Source organism: Gluconobacter roseus (assembly GCF_046058915.1).
GTDB lineage: Bacteria > Pseudomonadota > Alphaproteobacteria > Acetobacterales > Acetobacteraceae > Gluconobacter > Gluconobacter roseus_A.
Genome location: NZ_CP175538.1, coordinates 2,619,316 through 2,639,459 on the forward strand (window position 1 = coordinate 2,619,316; position 20,144 = coordinate 2,639,459).

The 20,144-nt window shown below is 62.7% G+C and carries 15 protein-coding genes and 1 pseudogene; 6 read left to right on the forward strand and 10 right to left on the reverse strand.

The window, feature by feature from the left end:
- Positions 1 to 14: 14 nt before the first annotated feature.
- Together carB and carA are read right to left on the reverse strand one after the other, a co-directional pair.
- Positions 15 to 3,269 (reverse strand): carbamoyl-phosphate synthase large subunit, encoded by a 3,255-nt coding sequence (gene carB / locus ACJ2A4_RS12360; protein WP_408873039.1) that lies wholly within the window; start codon positions 3,267 to 3,269, stop codon positions 15 to 17.
- Between the two features lie 3 nt (positions 3,270 to 3,272).
- Positions 3,273 to 4,661, reverse strand: a complete 1,389-nt coding sequence (gene carA / locus ACJ2A4_RS12365) for a glutamine-hydrolyzing carbamoyl-phosphate synthase small subunit (protein WP_408873040.1) — start codon at positions 4,659 to 4,661, stop codon at positions 3,273 to 3,275.
- Positions 4,662 to 4,921: 260 nt separating this feature from the next.
- Between carA and ACJ2A4_RS12370 the strand changes: the two genes are divergently transcribed.
- Positions 4,922 to 5,377, forward strand: a complete 456-nt coding sequence (locus ACJ2A4_RS12370; RefSeq protein WP_041110791.1) for a GatB/YqeY domain-containing protein — start codon at positions 4,922 to 4,924, stop codon at positions 5,375 to 5,377.
- A 59-nt stretch (positions 5,378 to 5,436) separates the two neighbouring features.
- Here the strand turns inward: ACJ2A4_RS12370 and ACJ2A4_RS12375 are convergent, their stop codons facing one another.
- Positions 5,437 to 6,156 (reverse strand): AraC family transcriptional regulator, encoded by a 720-nt coding sequence (locus ACJ2A4_RS12375; RefSeq protein ID WP_408873041.1) that lies wholly within the window; start codon positions 6,154 to 6,156, stop codon positions 5,437 to 5,439.
- A gap of 172 nt (positions 6,157 to 6,328) precedes the next feature.
- On the opposite strand from ACJ2A4_RS12375, the pseudogene ACJ2A4_RS12380 reads away from it, so the two are divergent.
- The 3 genes and pseudogenes from ACJ2A4_RS12380 to ACJ2A4_RS12390 all read left to right on the forward strand — a co-directional run.
- Positions 6,329 to 7,225: pseudogene (locus ACJ2A4_RS12380) on the forward strand (NAD(P)-dependent oxidoreductase); the annotation flags it as partial.
- Entirely contained in the window at positions 7,226 to 7,639 is a 414-nt protein-coding gene (locus ACJ2A4_RS12385; RefSeq protein WP_408873042.1) for a nuclear transport factor 2 family protein, read from the forward strand.
- Between the two features lie 70 nt (positions 7,640 to 7,709).
- Positions 7,710 to 8,672: a cation diffusion facilitator family transporter gene (locus ACJ2A4_RS12390; RefSeq protein WP_408873043.1), complete on the forward strand. Its 963-nt coding sequence runs from the start codon at positions 7,710 to 7,712 to the stop codon at positions 8,670 to 8,672.
- A 61-nt stretch (positions 8,673 to 8,733) separates the two neighbouring features.
- On the opposite strand, the gene ACJ2A4_RS12395 is transcribed toward ACJ2A4_RS12390, so the two are convergent.
- The 7 genes from ACJ2A4_RS12395 to ACJ2A4_RS12425 all read right to left on the reverse strand — a co-directional run bounded on the left by ACJ2A4_RS12395 (position 8,734) and on the right by ACJ2A4_RS12425 (position 15,738).
- Positions 8,734 to 9,114, reverse strand: coding sequence for a hypothetical protein (locus ACJ2A4_RS12395; protein ID WP_408873044.1), 381 nt, complete (start codon positions 9,112 to 9,114; stop codon positions 8,734 to 8,736).
- Between the two features lie 77 nt (positions 9,115 to 9,191).
- The gene (locus ACJ2A4_RS12400; protein WP_408873045.1) at positions 9,192 to 10,571 is read right to left on the reverse strand and encodes a sensor histidine kinase; all 1,380 of its coding nucleotides are present in this window, start codon (positions 10,569 to 10,571) and stop codon (positions 9,192 to 9,194) included.
- Between the two features lie 125 nt (positions 10,572 to 10,696).
- Positions 10,697 to 11,680, reverse strand: a complete 984-nt coding sequence (locus ACJ2A4_RS12405) for a zinc-dependent alcohol dehydrogenase family protein (protein ID WP_408873046.1) — start codon at positions 11,678 to 11,680, stop codon at positions 10,697 to 10,699.
- Between the two features lie 25 nt (positions 11,681 to 11,705).
- Complete coding sequence (gene adhP, locus ACJ2A4_RS12410; protein ID WP_172491767.1) at positions 11,706 to 12,737, reverse strand: alcohol dehydrogenase AdhP; 1,032 nt, start codon at positions 12,735 to 12,737, stop codon at positions 11,706 to 11,708.
- Positions 12,738 to 12,761: 24 nt separating this feature from the next.
- Complete coding sequence (locus tag ACJ2A4_RS12415) at positions 12,762 to 14,183, reverse strand: NAD(P)(+) transhydrogenase (Re/Si-specific) subunit beta (protein ID WP_408873047.1); 1,422 nt, start codon at positions 14,181 to 14,183, stop codon at positions 12,762 to 12,764.
- Positions 14,180 to 14,515: an NAD(P) transhydrogenase subunit alpha gene (locus tag ACJ2A4_RS12420; RefSeq protein ID WP_408873048.1), complete on the reverse strand. Its 336-nt coding sequence runs from the start codon at positions 14,513 to 14,515 to the stop codon at positions 14,180 to 14,182. The genes ACJ2A4_RS12415 and ACJ2A4_RS12420 overlap by 4 nt, the downstream gene beginning before the upstream one ends.
- Entirely contained in the window at positions 14,512 to 15,738 is a 1,227-nt protein-coding gene (locus ACJ2A4_RS12425) for an NAD(P) transhydrogenase subunit alpha (RefSeq protein ID WP_408873049.1), read from the reverse strand. The genes ACJ2A4_RS12420 and ACJ2A4_RS12425 overlap by 4 nt, the downstream gene beginning before the upstream one ends.
- Positions 15,739 to 16,081: 343 nt before the next feature.
- On the opposite strand from ACJ2A4_RS12425, the gene dnaG reads away from it, so the two are divergent.
- Together dnaG and rpoD are read left to right on the forward strand one after the other, a co-directional pair.
- Positions 16,082 to 17,926, forward strand: a complete 1,845-nt coding sequence (gene dnaG / locus ACJ2A4_RS12430; protein WP_408873050.1) for a DNA primase — start codon at positions 16,082 to 16,084, stop codon at positions 17,924 to 17,926.
- Between the two features lie 147 nt (positions 17,927 to 18,073).
- Positions 18,074 to 20,032, forward strand: coding sequence for an RNA polymerase sigma factor RpoD (rpoD, locus tag ACJ2A4_RS12435; protein WP_408873051.1), 1,959 nt, complete (start codon positions 18,074 to 18,076; stop codon positions 20,030 to 20,032).
- Positions 20,033 to 20,144 lie beyond the last annotated feature (112 nt).

The window sequence follows — 20,144 nt, forward strand, 5'->3', positions numbered from 1 at the left end:
CGGGGACTGAAGGGTCAGAATGCACCCTTGAAGTAGGACTGGAGCGGGGCGACGCCCAGATTGTCTTCCTTCATGACCGCAATGGCGTAGGTCGCGGCACGAGCACCCGCGATCGTCGTATAGTGCGGGATGCCCATGGTCAGGGCACTGCGACGGATCTCGTAGCTGTCCTGTGCGGCCTGACCGCCCTGCGAGGTGTTGATGACCATCTGCACGTCACCCGAGCGGATGGAATCCACGCAGTTCGGACGGCCCTGCATCACCTTGTTCACACGCTTTACGGGAATGTCCGCAGCCTCCAGACGTGCGGCCGTGCCGCTGGTGGCGAGGATGGTAAAGCCCATGGCGACCAGCTTGCGGGCCAGCGGCTGGACATGGGCCTTGTCGCTTTCACGCACCGAGAGGAACACCGTGCCCGAAAGCGGCAGCTTCACGCCAGCCGCAAGCTGGGACTTGGCGAAGGCGCGCTCGAAGCTGGAATCCAGCCCCATGACTTCACCCGTGGAGCGCATTTCCGGACCGAGGATCGTGTCGGCATTGGCAAAGCGATGGAACGGGAACACGGCTTCCTTGACCGCGACATGCGGAGAGACCGCACCGCCATTGAGCTGGAACTCCGTCAGCTTCGCACCGGCCATGACACGGGCGCCGATCTTGGCAACCGGAACGCCGGTGGCCTTGGCGACGAACGGCACGGTCCGCGAGGCGCGCGGGTTCACTTCGAGGACGAAGACTTCCTGATCCTTGATGGCGTATTGCACGTTCATCAGGCCACGGATGCCCAGTTCGCGGGCCATGGCTTCGGTCTGCGAGCGCAGTTCGGTCACGAGGGCCGGGGAGAGGGTGTAGGGCGGCAGGGAGCAGGCGGAGTCACCGGAATGGATGCCGGCTTCCTCGATATGTTCCATGACGCCTGCGACATAGACGTTCTCGCCGTCGCAGATGCAGTCCACGTCGGCTTCGATCGCGTCGTTGAGGTAGTGGTCGAGCAGGACGGGGCCGGTCGAGACTTCGGGGCCGGCGGCGCGCAGAACCTCGTTGAGGTAGCGCTTGAGGCCCGGCTTGTCATAGACGATTTCCATCGCACGGCCGCCCAGAACGTAGGAAGGACGGGCGACGACCGGGTAGCCGACCTCTTCCGCGATCTTCTCGGCTTCCGCCGGGCTACGGGCGATGCCGTTGCGGGGCTGGCGCAGGCCGAGCTTGCGGAGCATGGCCTGGAAGCGCTCACGGTCCTCGGCGCGGTCGATGGCGTCGGCGGGTGTACCGAGGAGCGGGATGCCTGCTTCTTCGAGGGCGCGGGACAGCTTGAGTGGGGTCTGGCCACCATACTGCACGATGCAGCCCAGAACCTTGCCGCCCTTTGCTTCGGTGCGGATCAGGGCTATCACGTCTTCGGCGGTCAGAGGCTCGAAATACAGGCGGTCCGAGGTGTCGTAGTCGGTGGAGACCGTCTCGGGGTTGCAGTTGACCATGACCGTCTCGAAACCGGCTTCGCGCAGGGCGTAGGCGGCGTGGACGCAGCAATAGTCGAACTCGATGCCCTGACCGATGCGGTTCGGGCCACCGCCGAGGATGATGATCTTGTCGCGGTTCGTCGGGCGGCTTTCGCAGTCCGGCGTGCCGAACCCGCCTTCATAGGTCGAGTACAGATAGGGCGTGTCGGAAGCGAATTCGGCGGCGCAGGTGTCGATCCGGCGATAGACCGGCGTGACAGCCAGTTTTTCGCGCAGGGCTGCGACGTCCTTGACGCTCTGACCCGAGAGGCGGGCGAGCTGGGCGTCGGAGAAGCCCTGGGCCTTGAGGCGGCGCAGGTTGTAAGCGTCCTTCGGCAGGCCGTTCTTTTCGATCTCGCGCTCGGACGTCACGATGTCTTCGAGCTGGCGGAGGAACCACGGCTCGAACTTGCAGGCTTCGTTGATCTGCTCGACAGACAGCCCGGCGCGCAGGGCCTGTGCGGCCATCAGGATGCGCTCGGGGCGCGGCTCGGCCAGGGCGGCGAGATAGGCGTTGTGCGAACCGTCGCCGGGGGCTTCGACCGGGTCGAGACTGTTGAGGCCCGTTTCCATCGAACGCAGGCCCTTCTGGATGGCTTCGGCGAAGGAGCGACCGACCGACATGGCTTCACCGACCGACTTCATGGACGTCGAGAGCAGGGCCGGGGAACCGGGGAACTTCTCGAAGGTGAAGCGGGGGATCTTGGCGACGACATAGTCGATCGTCGGCTCGAAGGAGGCCGGGGTCGTTTTGGTGATGTCGTTCTTGAGTTCGTCCAGCGTGTAGCCGACGGCCAGCTTGGCGGCGATCTTGGCGATCGGGAAGCCGGTGGCCTTCGAGGCGAGAGCGGAAGAACGGGAGACGCGCGGGTTCATCTCGATGACGACCAGACGGCCGTCCTTCGGATTGACGCCGAACTGCACGTTGGAACCGCCGGTCTCGACGCCGATCTTGCGCAGGCACGCGATCGAGGCGTCCCGCATGCGCTGGTATTCCTTGTCGGTCAGCGTGAGCGCGGGAGCGACGGTGATGGAGTCACCGGTATGCACACCCATCGGGTCGATATTCTCGATGGAGCAGATGATGATGCAGTTATCCGCGGTGTCGCGGACCACTTCCATCTCGTATTCTTTCCAGCCGAGAACGGACTCTTCGATCAGGACTTCGGTCGTGGGTGAGGCATCGAGGCCGCCCGTGACGATCTGGTCAAACTCTTCACGGTTATAAGCAATGCCGCCGCCTGCGCCGCCCATGGTGAAGGACGGGCGGATGATGGCAGGCAGGCCAACATCGGCCAGTGCGGCGCGGGCTTCTTCCAGCGTGTGGGCGATGGTGCTGCGGGGGCTTTCGATCCCGATTTCGTCCATGGCTTCGCGGAACTTCTGGCGGTCTTCCGCGCGGTCAATGACCTCTGCGTCCGCGCCGATCAGTTCCACGTTGTGCTTTTTGAGGAAGCCGGACTTGTCGAGCGCCATGGCGGCGTTCAGGGCTGTCTGGCCACCCATGGTCGGCAGGACGGCGTCGGGCTTTTCCTTGAGGATGATGCGCTCGACGAATTCCGGGGTAATCGGCTCGATATAGGTCGCATCCGCCAGACCGGGGTCGGTCATGATGGTGGCGGGGTTCGAGTTGATCAGGATGACGCGATAGCCTTCCTCACGCAGGGCCTTGCAGGCCTGTGCGCCGGAATAGTCGAATTCGCAGGCCTGTCCGATGACGATCGGGCCGGCGCCGATGATCAGGATGGACGAGATGTCTGTCCGTTTTGGCATGGCTCAGGCTCCTGCGTTCGTGCTGTTGGCGGCGCGACGGTCCATGACCGCGACGAAACGCTCGAAAAGATAGAAACTGTCGGACGGGCCGGGGCTCGCCTCGGGGTGGTACTGGACGGAGAAGGCGTCTTTCGTGGTGGAGGCGATGCCTTCGTTGGAGCCGTCGAACAGGCTCACATGCGTCACCTTCACGTCGGCGGGCAGGGACTTTTCGTCCACGGCGAAACCGTGGTTCTGGCTGGTGATTTCCACGCGGCCGGTTTCGACGTCCTTGACCGGCTGGTTGGCGCCGCGATGGCCGCGCTCCAGCTTGTAGGTCTTGCCACCCAGCGCCTGTGCGAGCAGCTGATGGCCGAGGCAGATACCGAAGACGGGGATTTTTGCGTCCAGCACCTTGCGGATGGTGGGGACGGCATAGGTGCCGGTCGCGGCCGGATCGCCGGGGCCGTTGGAGAGGAACACGCCTTCAGGCTTGAGTTCCAGGATCTCTTCGGCGGTGGCCGTGGCGGGCAGGACGGTGACGTCACAGCCAGCGGTCACGAGGCAGCGCAGGATGTTGTCCTTGGCACCATAATCCATGGCGACCACGCGGCGGCGGTTCTCGCGCACGGGCTTTGTGGAGTGCCACACGCCTTCGGTCCAGACGCGCTTGGGGCGTGTCACTTCCTTGGCGAGGTCCATGCCTTCGAGGCCGGGCCACTGGCGGGCACGGTTCAGCAGGCTGTCCGTGTCGATACGGCCATTTTCCGGGAAGGCGAGGATCGCGGTCTGCGGGCCCTTGTCGCGCAGGGTGCAGGTGATGGCGCGGGTGTCGATGCCGCTGATGCCGGCACGACCGTGATCGCGGAGCCATGCGGCGAAGGGTTCGTGGGAGCGCCAGCTTGCCGGGGCGGTGATGTCTTCCTTCACGACGGCGCCGAGGGCGGACATCTTCGGGGCCTCGTTGTCATCGGCGTTCGTGCCGACATTGCCGATATGCGGGAAGGTGAAGGTCACGATCTGCCCGGCAAAAGACGGGTCGGTCAGGGTTTCCTGATAGCCGGTCATGCCGGTGGAGAAGCAGAGTTCTCCGACGGCGCCTTCCGTATGGGCACCGAAGCCACGGCCCCAGAGGACCGTCCCATCGGCAAGGACAAGGGCGGCGTTGGCGCCGGGAGGGCAGGGATTGGACACGTCCGTCTCTCTTTCTTGTTCTTGCTGGGTTTCAGTCGTGGTGAGGTCTGCTGTCAGATCCTGCAGGGCGATTCCCGGCACGCGCAGCAGGGCTGGCCAGTGCTTGGTCGGGACCATGCGGGACTGGCGCCACTTGCGGACGGCTTCCAGTCCGACGCCGGCAAGAGCGGCGATTTCGTCCGCGCCTCCGGCTTTTTCGATGATTCTGTCGATGTCCATGGTCGCCCCGTTGCTGGCTGCCGGATGTACTTCTGGGGCCTCTGAATAAGGGATCGGAAACGGAATGGGAAGTTTTTTCCCAACGCCTGTTTTACGTTCTTGGAAAGGGTGGGAAGTTTTTTCCGAATGGCTTGTTTTGCGGCCACAGGGGTGCCGGATTGTTGCAAACCGGCTTTTGTGCGATTTTGCCGCCATTCAAGGAATGAGGGACGGCTCGCCGAGGGAGTTTCCTGCGGGCTGTCCAATGAAGGAGAACGGCGATGTCGCTTCGCAAGCAGATCATGGACGACCTCAAGACAGCCATGAAGGCCGGTCAGTCCGAGACGGTGGCCCAAATCCGCGGGATTACGGCCAAGATCAAGGATCTGGACGTTGCCGCCCGCGCCAAGAGCGCCGAGGTGACGGATACGGACATCATTTCCGCCCTGCGCTCCATGATCAAGTCCCGCACGGAATCCGCCACGATGTATCGTGAGGGTGGCCGTCCGGAGCTGGCGGAAAAGGAAGAGGGCGAGATCGCGACGATCAAGTCCTACCTGCCGCCGGAGCTGGACGAAGCCACGCTGAAGGCCGGGATCGAAGACGCCGTGAAGAAGACGGAAGCGGCTGGCATGAAGGACATGGGCAAGGTCATGGCTGCGCTGAAGGAGCGTTTCGGCGCGGATCTGGACCCGGCGAAGGCCAGTGCGCTGGTGAAGGCGCATCTTTCGGCCTGATCCGTCGATCAAGTCGCACGATGGAAAGCCGCTCCTTCGGGGGCGGCTTTTTTTTGTTTTCAGGCTGTCCGGCAGAGTTTGGCGTAATCGCTGGGGCGATAGCCTGTGTTTTTATGGAAGGCCGTGGCGAAGGCGCCGAGGCTTTCATAGCCGATTTCCAGTGCCACGCTGGCCACGCTCTCGCCGCGGGCCAGTTTCTCCTGGGCGTTCAGGATGCGCAGGCGCTGTCGCCAGACCGAGAACGGCAGTCCCGTCTCAAGCGTGAAATGTCGGACGAAGGAGCGGAGCGACATGGCGGCCAGTTCGGCCCAGTCTTTCTGGTCGCGGGAATCTGCCGGGTTGTCGCTCAGGGTGTTGGCGACGCGGCAGAGCTGTTCGCTTTTCGGGAAAGGCAGGGATACGGCGGCGCGGGGGGCGGTGAGGAATTCGTGCCAGAAGCATTCCGCGAGGCGGCTGATCTGGGCGTCCCATCGTGTTTCGTCGGCGTCGTGGGAGAGGCGGTCCGCCAGAGCGGTGAGGAGGCGTGTGCCGCCTGCGAGAAAGGGTTCGTCCGGAAGGGCGAAGCATCGTGCTGTACTGACATACAGGCTCCAGCCTGCGACGGCGCCGTGGGAGCGGGCTTCGTGCGGAATGTGGGGCGGAAGCCAGAGGCACTGGCCAGGGCCGATCAGCCAGTAGGCATGCTCGGTGCGGATGGCCATGACGCCGCTTTCGATGCCGAAGATCTGGCCGCGTGCATGGGCGTGGCGCTCGGCGATCCGGCGTGTGTCCTGCTTCATGTGGCCGCCAAGGAGCCACGGCGTTCCGGCGTCTGTACGGTCTGCGGCGGGAGTCATGAAGGAATTGGCGCACATGAGTCGAACTATGGCCTGAGAGCGTGAGAACGCCAAAATGACTTTCGCTAGAACTGTGGTCTCCGGGCGGGTTTGAAACTCTGCACGGAGTGTTCAGCGGGAGATCAGGATCATGAAAGTCGGTTTTGTGGGCCTCGGAGCCATGGGACATGCGATGGCGGAGCGCCTTCTTAAAGGAGGGCATGAGCTTGTCGTAACCAACAGGACGCGTGCGAAGGCGAATGATCTGGTGGCGCAGGGGGCTGTTTTTGCCGAAACGCCTGCGGATGTGGCGCGGCAGGCGGAGGTCGTGTTCTCCATGCTGTTCGATGATGCGAGCACGGAAGAGGCTGTTTTCGGGGAGCATGGTATCGCGACGGCTCTGGCGCCGGGCGGTATTCATGCGTGCAGCAGTACGCTGTCCCTGGAGCAGGCGCGCCGTCTGCGGGACGGGCATGCGGAGCATGGACAGGTCTATGTCAGTGCCAATGTACTGGGGCGGCCACCGGCGGCGAAGGCGGGTGAGCTGTTCGTCGTGACGGCGGGCGCGGAGGAGGCGCTGAAGCGTCTGCGGCCTTTGCTGGAATGTTTTGGCTCGAAGATTTTCGAAGCGGGACAGGATCCGGTTCAGGCCAATCTGGCCAAGCTGTCTCTGAACTTCATGATTTATTCGACGATCGAGCAGATGGCGGAAGTCTTTGCGCTGAATGAAAAGGCCGGGACGGATCCGCATAAGATTTTCGAGATCATGACGGGCAGTTTCTACAACGCGCCGGTGCATAAAAATTATGGAAAGCTGATGGTCGATCATGAGTACGATCATCCGGGTGCGCCGGTGACGCTGGGGCTCAAGGACATGGAGATGTTCCTCAAGGCCGGTGGGGAGCATGCTGTGCCATTGCCTTATGCCTCGGTGGTGCGGGACCGGCTGCTGAGCGCGATCAGTGCCGGGGATGCCGAGCGGGATTTCGTCGTGCTGCTGGAGCGGGCGCGGCAGGACAGCGGGCTGAAATAGATGTCAGGACATATCGAGGTGCCCGGTCGTGCTTCGGAAAAGATCATCCGGGATATGTTCGCCATGTTTACGGATTTCGGGTCCGATCTGGACGCGCTGACGGCGTTCATGACGCCCGATTATCGCCAGCTTGTGGATGGGCGGGAAATGAGTCTGGCGGATTTTCGCGCTCATGCGCTGGCCCTGCGGGAGGGGCTTTCGTCTCTGGAAATCGAGATCCTGCATCTGGTCTGTGAGGCGGATCGGGCGGCGACGGTTCATCTGGCTTCTGCGACCCGGCCGTCGGGGGCGCGGAGCGTGATCCGGGTGGTTGCGTTCTACCAGTTCCGTGATGGGCGGCTCTGTCTGGTGGACGAACTGACGCATGTTCAGAAGGGCCATGATGGCGATGATGCGTTGGGAAGTCTGCAATAGCGTAGGGTGGGTTTGACAGCGCGGCGGCGAGGCCCTCACTCTGAAATCCTGTTTTGTGGATGAGGCCAGAATGTCGGCAGGTGGTTCAACGAAGGTCGTTTTCATTGCGCTGGGGGTCAATCTGGCCATCGCCTGCGTGAAAGGGGCGGCCGCGCTGCTGACCGGGTCGGCGGCCATGCTGGCGGAGACGGTCCATTCCTTTGTGGACTGCGGCAATCAGCTTCTGCTGCTGGTCGGCATGAAGCGGGCTGAGGCGCCGGCGACGCGGGATCATCCGCTTGGCCATCACCGGGAGCTCTATTTCTGGACGCTGGTTGTGGCGGGCGCGCTGTTCGTCGGCGGTGGCGTTGCGTCCCTGCATGAGGGTTGGGAGAAGGTCTGGCATCCGGCGGCGATGGAGCCGATCCATGTGCTGGGGTATGTCTTTCCTGGCTGGTGGCTGAACGTCGCCATTCTCGTGATTTCGGGCAGCATGGAAGGCTACGGGTTTCTGGCGGCCATGAAGTCCCTGCCTTCGGGCAAGGGGTCGCTGTGGACCCTGATCCGCCGCAGTACCGATCCGGGGTTGTTTGTCGTGCTGTTCGAGGACGGGGCGGCGCTGGTCAGTCTGATGATCGCGCTGGTCTTTACTGTGCTGTCCGTCGTGACGGGTTTGCATGTGCTGGATGGTGTGGCATCGCTGCTGATCGGGGTGGTTCTGGTCATTGTCGCGGTGCTGCTGACGAATGAGACGCGCTCGCTGCTGGTCGGGGAGAGCAGCCCGGAAATTGATGCGTTCGTGCGGGAGGAGGCGGCGAGGCTTCCGGGTGTGGTCGGGGTCAACGAGGTCGTGACCGAGACGCGGGGACCGGGGAGTGTGATTGTCCTGCTGTCGCTGGACTGGGAAGATACGCTGACCGCCGGGCAGGTGGAGCGTGGTGTGTCTGCGCTGGAGCGGAAGGTCCGGGAGCGGTTCCCGGCTGTGCTGCGGATGTATGTGGAGGCTCAGGACAAGAGGGACAGTGCTCCGGATATTGCCATACAGAACCTCTGAATGCAGATCGGGCCCCCTTTCGGGAGCCCGACGCCGTCAGTCGTAATGGACTGGCAGAATGTTACTGCTGCGGCTGTGCGGCCGGAGTTCCCGGAGCCGGAGCGGCAGTTCCCGGCTGGGTCGTGCTGTTCATCTGGCCGGGGGATGTGGAGTGTTCCACGTCATAAGCCGTGGCCTTTTCCTTGTAGGAGCCCTTTGCGCCCGGATGTTCCTTGTCATACAGGGCAGCCTTTGCGCGGGCTTCCTTGCGGTAGCGGTGACGCACATACATGCCGGTTGCACAGCCGCCCATGGCGCCGAGGACACCGTGATGGTTGGCGACGTGTCCACCGACGGCGCCGGCAGCGCCGTATTTGAGGCAGCCGCCCGGTTCTGCTTCCGCTGTGGTGATCGATGTCGCCAGCAGACCGGCTGCGGCGGCAAGCATCAAGTACTTTTTCATGAACGCTTCCTGTTTTCCAAAGCTGCCGGAGCACCCGGTAGCAGAGAGACGGAACCGAGCATGCCCCAATCCTGCGTTCAGAACAATCGGGACGGGCAGCGCACGACATTTTCGGCCGGGGCGCTGAAGGTCCAGACGGTGCCATCCGGTTCATGGGAGCAGGAGACGCTTGCGCCGGGGATGGAGCGGGGATTGTGTTCGATCACGATCGATCCGAAGCCGCGGCGTTCCGGTCGGGTGACGGTGGGGCCGCCGCTTTCTTTCCAGCACATCCGGAAAACGGGGCCGTCTTCTTCGTCCTGCAGGCCCCAGCTGACGGTGACGGTTCCGGTATCGTTCGACAGGGCGCCATATTTGATGGCGTTGGTGGTCAGTTCGTAGATCGCCAGACCGATGCGGTCGGCGGTGTCGGGGACGAACTGGAGGTCCGGATCGCCCTCGATCCGCAGGCGCGTGGCGGGGAAGTCTCCGGCGACAACGGTCTGGGACGTGACAACGTCGCGGACTGTGGCGCCTGTCCATTCACCGTGAATCAGGAGGTCCTGACTTCTCGCAATTGACGTGATGCGCTGTTCCAGAACCTTGACGAAAGGGGCGGTAGGGTCGGGGACGGTGCGCCGGATCAGGGCTTGGAAGATCGCGAGCATGTTCTTGGAGCGATGGTTCAGCTCGTTGAGCAGCAGGGCGATCCGCTGCTCATGCTCGCGCTGGATTGTCACGTCACGCGAGACGCAGAGAATGGCTTCGACGCCCTGATCGGGGTTCAGGAGCGGGGTCAGCATGTTGTCCCAGTGCCGGACGGGCTGAGCGGGGAGCTGGCTGGCGCCCACGAAACGGACGTTCTGTCCTTCGGCGGCGTCCCGGAGGGCTGCATTGCCGGGAGCCTGGGCTTCCGGCGGGAGCAGGTCGAGCCAGCGCATGCCGAAGCCTGAGGTGCTGTCGACGCCAAGAGCGTCACAGCCGGCCGCGTTCATGTGGACCAGTGTGCCGTCCGTAGCGATTTCCTTGATGCAGTCCACGCTGACATTGAGCATGCGATCACGGATGTCGGCTTTCTGAAACAGGGCCTTTTCGCGACGTTTCTGCTCGTGGATGTCCGTCAGGATCAGGAGGCGGGAGGGGGTGTCGCATCCGGGTGCCGCGCGATGGATGATGCGCAGGAGGAACCAGCGGTACTGCCCGTCGGGATAGCGGATGCGGAATGTTGCGCTCCGGGTGGTGTCGGGCGCCGTGCTTTCGCGAAGGGCGCGGGTGACCTCGGCCTGATCGGGCGGGAGGACGATCGGGATCCATTTCGAAAAATCATCCGGGATGCCCAGACTGGAGGCGTGGCGTTTCCAGGCCGTGTTGAAATGGCGCGAGCCTGCGCCATTGGCAGGCTCCACGCAGATCGGGTCTGGAAGCAGGTCAAAGGCGAGATAGGAAGCGTCTCGTGGCAGGGTCTGTGTCTGTCCCATATCTCTCTCTGACGGCAAGGCGCAGGTTTGCGACGGTTTGTGCATCCATGCGCGACGTATGCCGTCGCGCTGTGCAGCATGTATTCCGAAAGTTAGCTTTTCTGAAACCTGTTTTCCGGTGCCGGTCAGGGCAGCAATACGGCGGCACCGTCAAAGCGGCCGTGGCGGAGGTCATCGAGGGCCTGATTGGCGTCCTTCAGGGCATAGGGCGTGTTGGTCACCTTGATGCCGACTTCCGGGGCGATTTTCAGGAACTCCAGACCGTCCTGACGGGTCAGGTTGGCGACGGAGACGATTTCGCGCTCTTCCCAAAGCGTGTCGTAGGAAAAGGCCGGGATCTCGCTCATATGGATGCCGCCGCACACGACCTTGCCGCCCTTGCGGATGGCTTTCAGGCCCGCAGGGAGCAGGGCGCCGACGGGGGCGAACAGGATGACGGCGTCCAGTGGTTCGGGCGGAAGTTCGTCCGAACCACCGGCCCAGACGGCACCGAGGGAACGGGCGAAGTCCTGCTTCTGCGTATCGCCTGGGGACGTGAAAGCGTACACGTCGCGGCCCTGCCAGCGCAGGACCTGCGTGATGATGTGGGCCGCCGCGCCGAAGCCGTAGAGGCCGATTTTTTTGCCGTCCCCGGCCTTGTTCAGGCAGCGCCAGCCGATCAGCCCGGCGCAGAGCAGGGGGGCCAGATCCTTGTCCTCGCCCTTGTCACCCATCGGGAAGGCGTAGCGGGCATCAGCGACCGTCATGGTCGCGTAGCCGCCATTGCGGGTGAAGCCTGTAAAGAGGGGATGGTCACAGAGATTTTCCATCCCGTGCGTGCAGTAATAGCAATGCCCGCAGGTATGCCCCAGCCACGGCACGCCGACCCTCTCGCCAACCGACAGGCCTGTGACATTGCTGCCGAGCTTGTCGATCCGGCCGACGATTTCATGGCCGGGGATGATCGGGAGAGTGGCGTGCGGGAGTTCGCCATCCACAACATGCAGGTCTGTCCGGCACACGCCGCAGGCGCCGATCCGGATGCGGATTTCATCGGGGCCGGGTTCGGGATCGGGGAGTTCGACCCATTCCAGAGGGGTGTGATGGGCTTTGAGCTGCATGGCGAACATGGCGTGTTCTCCTGTGGCTTATGGTTCAGGACCGGAAGTCGAGCACTGTCCGGCCTTCGAGGCGACCATTCTGCAGATCGTCGAAGATCGTATTGATGTTTTCGAGCTTGCCGGGGGTGACGACGGATTTGACCTTGCCGCGGGCGAAGAAATCCATGGCTTCGATCATGTCCAGCCGCGTGCCGACGATGGAGCCGCGGATGGTGGTGCCATTCATGACCATGTCGAAGATCGAGACCGGGAAATCGCCGGGCGGCAGTCCGTTCAGGACGATGGTGCCGCCGCGCCGGGCATAGCCCATGGCCTGCGAAAACGCCGTCCGTCCGACAGCTGTGACGAGGGCGCCATGTGCGCCGCCGATCTGCTGCTGGATGAACTTTGCCGGGTCCGTGTCCTTGGCGTTGACCGTCAGGGACGCGCCAAGTTTTTTGGCCGTGGCGAGTTTTTCGTCATCGATGTCCACGGCGACGACATTCATGCCCATGGCGACGGCGTACTGCACGGCCATCTGGCCGAGACCGCCGACGCCCGAGACTGCGACCCACTGGCCGGGGCGGGCCTCCGTCATTTTCAGGCCCTTATAGACCGTCAGGCCCGCGCACAGGACCGGCGAGGCCTGAAGCGGGTCGATGGTCGAGGGCAGGTGTGCGACGTAGTTCGGGTCTGCCACGACATATTCGGCGAAGCAGCCATTGACGGTGTAGCCGGTGTCGTCCTGCTTTTCGCAGAGTGTTTCCCAGCCGCCCAGACAGTGTTCGCAGTGACCGCAGGCGGAGTAGAGCCAGGGCACGCCCACGACATCGCCGGTCTTGACGAAATCGCCGACCTGACTGCCGACGGCGACGATGTGTCCGACGCCTTCATGCCCGGGAATGAACGGCGGGTTGGGCTTGGACGGCCAGTCCCCGCGCGCGGCGTGCAGGTCGGTATGGCAGACGCCGCAGGTATCGACCTTCACGAGGATCTGGTGGGGCTTGATGTCCGGGATGGGTAGCCGCTCGATGGAGAGCGGCTTGCCGAATTCACGGACGACGGCGGCGAGCATTGTATCAGCCATGGGAAAGGCTCCTTCTGGCGGGTGTTACGAGGCGGAGAGGCCCTTGACGGCCTCCACCATCTTGGAAAGCACGGCCTGCGCATCGCCAAAGACCATGGCGCAGTTGTCCTGGAAGAACAGCGGGTTCTGGACTGCCGAATAGCCCATGCCCATGCCGCGCTTGATGACGAAGACCTGACGGGCCTTGTCGGCATTCAGGATCGGCATGCCGTAGATCGGGGAGGACTTGTCCGTCCGGGCGGAGGGGTTCACCACGTCGTTCGCGCCGATGACGAGGGCGACGTCGGTATCGGCGAAGCTGTCGTTGATGTCGTCCATGTCGTAGATCATGTCGTACGGCACGCCGGCTTCGGCGAGCAGCACGTTCATGTGGCCCGGCATGCGTCCCGCGACGGGGTGGATCGCGAATTTCACGTCCACGCCCGCGGCCTGGAGCAGTTTGACGAACTCATAGAGCTTGCCCTGGGCCTGTGCGACGGCGAGACCGTAGCCCGGCACGATGATGACCGTGGACGCATAGCGCATCGTGGTTGCGGCATCGCTGGGGCTGACGGATTTGGCTTCCTTCTGCGGGCCGCTGGCGGTGGCTTTGGTGGCTTCACCAAAATTGCTGAACAGAACGTTGGTGATGGAGCGGTTCATGCCCTTGGCCATCATGACCGTCAGCAGCGTACCGGCCGAACCCACGACCATACCGGCGATCATCAGGGCCGGATCGGCCATGACATAGCCTTCAAGCCCGACGGCAAGGCCCGTGAAGGCGTTGTACAGCGAAATCACGACCGGCATATCGGCGCCGCCGATAGGGACGGTCATGCAGATGCCGCAGAGCAGGGCGCCGATGAAGAACAGCAGGGCAAGCAGTCCACCGCCGGGCTGATGATACAGGGCGACAGCCATGACGCCGAGCAGGACTGTCAGCATGAACACGGCGGCGTTGACAATGCGCTGTCCACCGAAGCGGATCGGTTTGTTCATGCGGCCATCGAGCTTGGCCCAGGCGATCAGCGAGCCGGAGAGGGACATGCTGCCGATCAGGCCACCGGCGACGGTGACGAGAAGCTGGCCGATACCGGTGTCTTTCGGGCCGGTCAGGGCGATGACGGAGACGGCCGCGGCCGCACCACCGCCCATGCCGTTGAAGAGGGCGACCATCTGCGGCATCGCGGTCATGGCGACGCTGCGGCCTTTCCAGCCGGCCCAGCCACCACCGATCAGCAGGGCGAGCACGGCCAGGATGACGTTCACGACGATATGGGGCTGGGCTGCGTCAGAAACGCTGAAGATCTGCAGGAAGCTGGCCGCGACGACGAACAGCATGCCCCAGCCTGCGGTCACGATGCCGGAGACGGCCGTGACGGGGGAAGACATGCGCTTGAGGCCATAGACCAGCAGGCCGGAAGCGACCAGGCCGCTGAGGGCTACGATATAGGCGAGCAGGATCATGATTTGGCTCCCTGTGTCGGAGCCGATGCCGGGGCAGAGAGTTTCGTGCTGGGTTTGAACATGGCCAGCATGCGATCGGTCACGACATAGCCGCCGACCACGTTGCCGGCGCCGAGCATGACGCCCAGGAAGCCCACGACCTGCTCCAGAACGGAGGACGCGTTGAACAGCGCGCCGAGGGCGCCAACGACCACGATGCCGTGCACGAAGTTCGAGCCGGACATGAGGGGTGTGTGCAGGATGGAGGGGACGCGGCTGATGACCTCATAGCCCGTGAAAGCCGCGAGCATGAAGATGTACAGGGCGATGACGAAGGTCATTGCGGTAATCATTTTGCGGTCTCCTTGCCTGTATCGTTTGCAGCGGGAGCTGTAGGCGTGGGAGTTGCGGCGGGTGCGGTCGCAGGCGCGGGCGGGGCTGGCGAATTCGGATCCACGGCTTTGCGGATGCCTTCATTCGTGATGGTGCCGTCATGTGTCAGTGCGGTGCCGGAGATGACTTCGTCGGTGAAATCCGGCGCCAGACCCTTGTCCTTGGTGATGATCTGCTGGAGCAGATGCATGATGTTCTTGGAGTAGAGTTCGCTGGCCTGTTCGGCGAGCATGGACGGAACGTTGACGGGGCCGACGATGGTCGTGGGGCCGACCTGAACGGTCTGCCCGGCCTGCGTGCCTTCGCAGTTACCGCCGCCTTCGGCGCCAAGGTCGATGATGACGGCGCCGGGCTTCATGGCCTTGATCTGTTCGGCGTCGATCAGACGCGGTGCGCGCTTGCCGGGAACGGCGGCCGTGGTGACGATCAGATCCGAGCGGGCAATATGGTCGCTCAGCGCCTTGCGGACCTTCTGTTTCTCGTCATCCGTCAGTTCGCGGGCATAGCCGCCCTGACCGGTGGCATCGACGCCGGTATCGACGAATTTCGCGCCCAGCGACTGCGCCTCTTCCTTGGTTTCGGGGCGGACGTCATAGCCTTCGGTGATGGCACCAAGGCGCTTGGCGGTTGCCAGGGACTGAAGCCCGGCCACACCAAGGCCCATGACCAGAACCTGTGCGGCGCGCAGGGAGCCGACGGCCGTGGTCATCATGGGCAGGATCTTGGGCATGTGCACCGCGCCCATCAGGACGGCATAATACCCAGCCAGCGTGGCTTGGCTGGAGAGTGCGTCCATGGCCTGTGCACGGGAAATGCGGGGCACCAGTTCCATGGCAAAACAGGTGATTTTCCCGTCCCGCAATGCCTTCACCAGATCCGGATTGTTGCGGCCATAGATGAAGGAAATGAGGATGGCGCCGGGCTTCATGGCCTTCACCGTTTCCAGCGTCGGGGGCTGGACGGCGAGGACGATGTCGGCATTCGCCGCCAGCGCCTTGCGGTCCGGCGAGAAGGTAACGCCCTTGTAGGTACTGTCGGGATAAGACGATGCGACGCCTGCACCCGTCTCCATGGAAAAGCTGATCCCGAGCGGGGTCAGTCTTTCAACAACCTGCGGGATAAGGGCGACGCGGCGTTCCCCGCCTTCGTCGCGTTCTTTCAGGACTGAAATTTTGACAGTCATTGGCTGTGATCCTGTGTCTGTCGTCGGGCGCGGGCTGTCGCCGAAGGAAAGGCGGAGCAGGAGGGCCCGTGCCCCGGTTCAGCGCCACCATGACGCTTCTTCAGGGTGGAAACCATTGATGGATATCAAAAGGAAGAAATTATATCTTCTTGAAAACTGTTCGAAATGACCGATCGGTCATTATGGTTTTGTGACAGGACTGACCGATCGGTCAGTTTCCTGCGACCCGTCGGGAGGGTACGCGCGGTGGATTTCGGAAAAAAGTTTCCTTTAAACAGAAGGACTGGCGCTGTATGCGCTCGTGGACCTTCTTTCCAACCCGCATGAAAGGCTCTTCCTGCCCATGGCAATTGATGCTGCTTTTCTGGACGAACTGCGCAACCGGACTCCGCTTCCGTCGCTGATCGGGCGGCGTAACAAGCTGGTGAGGTCCGGACGTAACTGGAAAACCTGCTGCCCGTTTCATGGCGAGAAGACGCCGTCCTTCTATATTTACGATGATCATTTCCACTGCTTCGGCTGTGGCGTGCATGGCGATGCCATCAGCTATGTGATGCAGAGCGAGGGGCGCAGCTTTCCGGAAGCGGTCGAACAGCTTGCCTCCGAGGCGGGACTCGAGGTTCCGAAAGCTGACCCGCGGACGGAAGCCCGGGCGCGGGAGGCGCAGTCGCTCGGGGATGTGCTCAATCTCGTGCAGGAGAGCTATCGGCGGCGGCTCTATCGGCCGGAAGGAAGCGAGGGGCTGGCCTATCTCAGAGGGCGCGGACTGACGGATCAGACGATCGAACGGTTCGGTCTGGGCTGGTCCGGTGACGGGCGGCAGCTTCTGGACGAGTTGCGGCCGCATGGGGTGACGGTCGAGATGCTGATCCGGGCTGGTGTCATGCGCGTGGATGAGCAGGGGGCTCCGAAGGGGGAACTGTTCTTCAATCGCGTAACATTCCCGATCCGGGACCGGCGGGGGCGCATCATGTCCTTCGGTGCACGGACGCTGGGGGACGGGCAGCCTAAGTATCTGAACGGTCCCGAGACGGCCCTGTTCTCCAAACGACGCACGCTGTTCAATCTCGATCTGGCGCGCGAAGCCGTGCATCGCGGGGCGGAGCTTGTGGTAGTCGAGGGCTACATGGACGTGATTGCCATGGATCAGGCCGGGTTTGGTGGAGCCGTCGCTCCTCTGGGCACTGCGATGGGTGAGGAGCAGCTTGAACTGCTGTGGCGGATGTCGCCGTCACCGATCCTCTGTCTTGATGGCGATGCGGCGGGTGCGCGGGCGGCGCTTCGGGTCTGTGAGGTTTCATTGCCCCTTCTGTCGCCGGAGCGGACGATCCGCTTCTGCCGACTGGACCCGAAAGACGATCCGGACAGTCTGATCCGCAGCCGTGGGCCCCGAGCCATGCAGGAGGTTCTTTCGGGCGCAACCTCGATGGCGGAAGAGCTCTTCGGGCTGCTGACGGTAGGGCTGGTGGATCCGGGACCGGACCAGCGGGCGGCATTGCGCGAAAAGCTGGTGGCGCTGTCGCGGCTTATTCCGGACAAGGCGCTGGCGTCCGAATATCGCAGCACGCTGCTCGACATGTTCTTTGCCCGCTTCCGGCGGAAAAAGAATTTCCAGCGCAAGGGGGGCGAGAGTCTGCCGCTGTCCACGCAGGCGCCCGGAGCAATGCGCGATGTGGAGTCGGGAAATCTGGAGCGGCTGAACATCATGACCGCCATGCTGCTTCATCATCCGGATATCCTTCCGGAAGTGGAACAGGCTTATAGCGGTCTGCCTCTGCCGCCTGAACTGGACCGGTTGCGGTCAGCGCTGCTGGACTGGTCCTGTCAGGAAGAGGGCCAGGACGGACTGTCCGAAGACGGGTGCATGGCGTGGCTGGAAGAGCATGGCTTGGCGGATCTGGCGATTACAGTGAAAAGCGGGCCGCTGCCCCGGGGCGTGGGAGACGAGAAGGTTCGGGACGAGATCCTGAAGGTGGATGTCATTGAAAGCTGGTGGCATTTTTACGGTCTTGTTAATTTCCAGACCTTCGAGCGTGAGGTGACGGCGGACATCCAGAACACCATCATGCAGCTTTATTCGCAGGATGCGCCAACTGCGGATGGTGCGGATGCGGGGCCGACTTTTCCGGAAGGACTGCTGGCGCGGATGCGGGCGCTGGAGGCGCTGCGCCGGGGCGAGGCCGTCTAGGAAACGAGCGGCTGCAAACGGCAACGTAATGTTTTTTATTCCCGAAAGGTTGCATTCTTTGGGGTGCCAATCTTGACTTCGGGCGAAGGATCGACCACCTGCACGCTGCCGGATTGCTAACTCGCGGCGGAGTTGACGGAGAGACGAATGGCGACGAAAACAGCCTCTGGAACGGATCGGAACGCGCAGGAACAGGAGGGGGATACCACTCTCCTCGATACGCAGTCCGCTGCCGTCAAGCGGCTGATCGCCAAAGGGCGTGAACGCGGGCATATCACCTTTGACGAACTGAATGCTGTCCTGCCGCAGGACCAGATGTCCTCGGAGCAGATCGAGGACGTCATGGCGGCGCTGTCCGAAATGGGCATTCAGGTCATCGAGAACGAAGAGCAGGATGACGCCGAGGCTCCTGCTGAAAAGGAAGCCGAGGACGAGTTTGAAGAGGCCGAAGGTCCGCAGGGCGGTAACGTCGATGCCGAGGCCGCCAGCCGTACGGATGATCCGGTCCGGATGTATCTGCGCGAAATGGGCTCGGTCGAGCTGCTGTCGCGCGAAGGCGAGATTGCGATCGCCAAGCGGATCGAGGCCGGCCGCGACGAGATGATCGGCGGCCTGTGCGAAAGCCCGCTGACGATTCGCGCCATCATCTCCTGGCATGAGCGCCTCAAGGACGGTGAGATGCTCCTGCGTGACATCGTGGATCTCGAGGCCAGCCAGGGTGGCGGTCCGGACCCAGAGGCGGTTGAGGGCGAAGAAGGTGACGAGGCTTCCGAAGAGGAAGACACCACCGAGGACGAGAACGAAGAGGGCGAAGGCGATCAGCAGGAAGGCAGCGGCCTGTCCCTGTCCGCTCTGGAAGAGAAGCTGAAGCCGGAAATCCTGGCACGCTTCGAAGCCATCGAGCCACTGTATCACAAGCTGCGCAAGCTTCAGATCAAGCGCATCGAAGCCCTAACGGGTGGTGAAGATCATTCGGACAAGTCCGAGCAGACCTACGAGAAGCTGCGTCATGAGCTGGTCAGCCTCGTCGAGCAGGTGCATCTGCACAACAACCGGATTGAAGAGCTGGTTGCGCAGATCAAGATGCAGGTTCAGAAGCTGAACAATGTCGAAGGCCGGATGATGCGTCTGGCTGAGAACTGCAAGATCTCGCGTGATGACTTCCTCATCAAGTATCGCAGCCGCGAACTTGACCCGACCTGGCTGGACAGCATTTCAGCACTACCGGGCAAGGGCTGGAAGAACCTGACGACCAAGCACATGGACCAGCTGCGCAATCTGCGTGGCGAGATTGCGGTCCTGTCGCATGAGACGGGTCTGCCGGTCGGTGAATTCCGCCGGGTCTATGCGACCATTTCCCGTGGCGAGCGTGATTCCACGCGTGCCAAGAAGGAAATGATCGAGGCGAACCTGCGTCTGGTGATCTCGATTGCCAAGAAATACACGAACCGTGGTCTGCAGTTCCTGGATCTGATTCAGGAAGGCAATATTGGTCTGATGAAGGCCGTGGACAAGTTCGAGTACCGTCGTGGCTACAAGTTCTCGACCTATGCCACCTGGTGGATCCGTCAGGCGATCACGCGTTCCATTGCGGATCAGGCCAAGACGATCCGTATTCCGGTGCACATGATCGAGACGATCAACAAGCTCGTTCGGACGTCGCGCCAGATGCTGCATGAGATCGGGCGTGAGCCGGCTCCGGAAGAGCTGGCCGAGAAACTCGGTATGCCGCTGGAGAAGGTCCGCAAGGTCCTGAAGATCGCCAAGGAGCCGATCTCTCTCGAAACGCCGATCGGTGACGAGGAAGACAGCCATCTCGGTGACTTCATCGAGGACAAGACGGCCGTCATTCCGCTGGATGCTGCGATCCAGACGAACCTGCGTGAAGCCACGACGCGCGTTCTGGCGTCGCTGACGCCGCGTGAAGAGCGCGTGCTGCGGATGCGCTTTGGTATCGGCATGAACACGGACCACACCCTTGAGGAAGTGGGCCAGCAGTTCAACGTGACCCGTGAGCGTATCCGTCAGATCGAGGCGAAGGCCCTGCGCAAGCTCAAGCACCCGAGCCGCTCGCGCAAGCTGCGGTCCTTCCTCGACGACAACTGATCGTCAGGCGGTGCTGCCCGGCTGGCTCCGACCCAAAGGGACATCCACCCGTCTTGCGGTGGATGTCACCTTTCTGGAGACGCGTACTGCGTGTCCGTCACCCGTCCTGCCG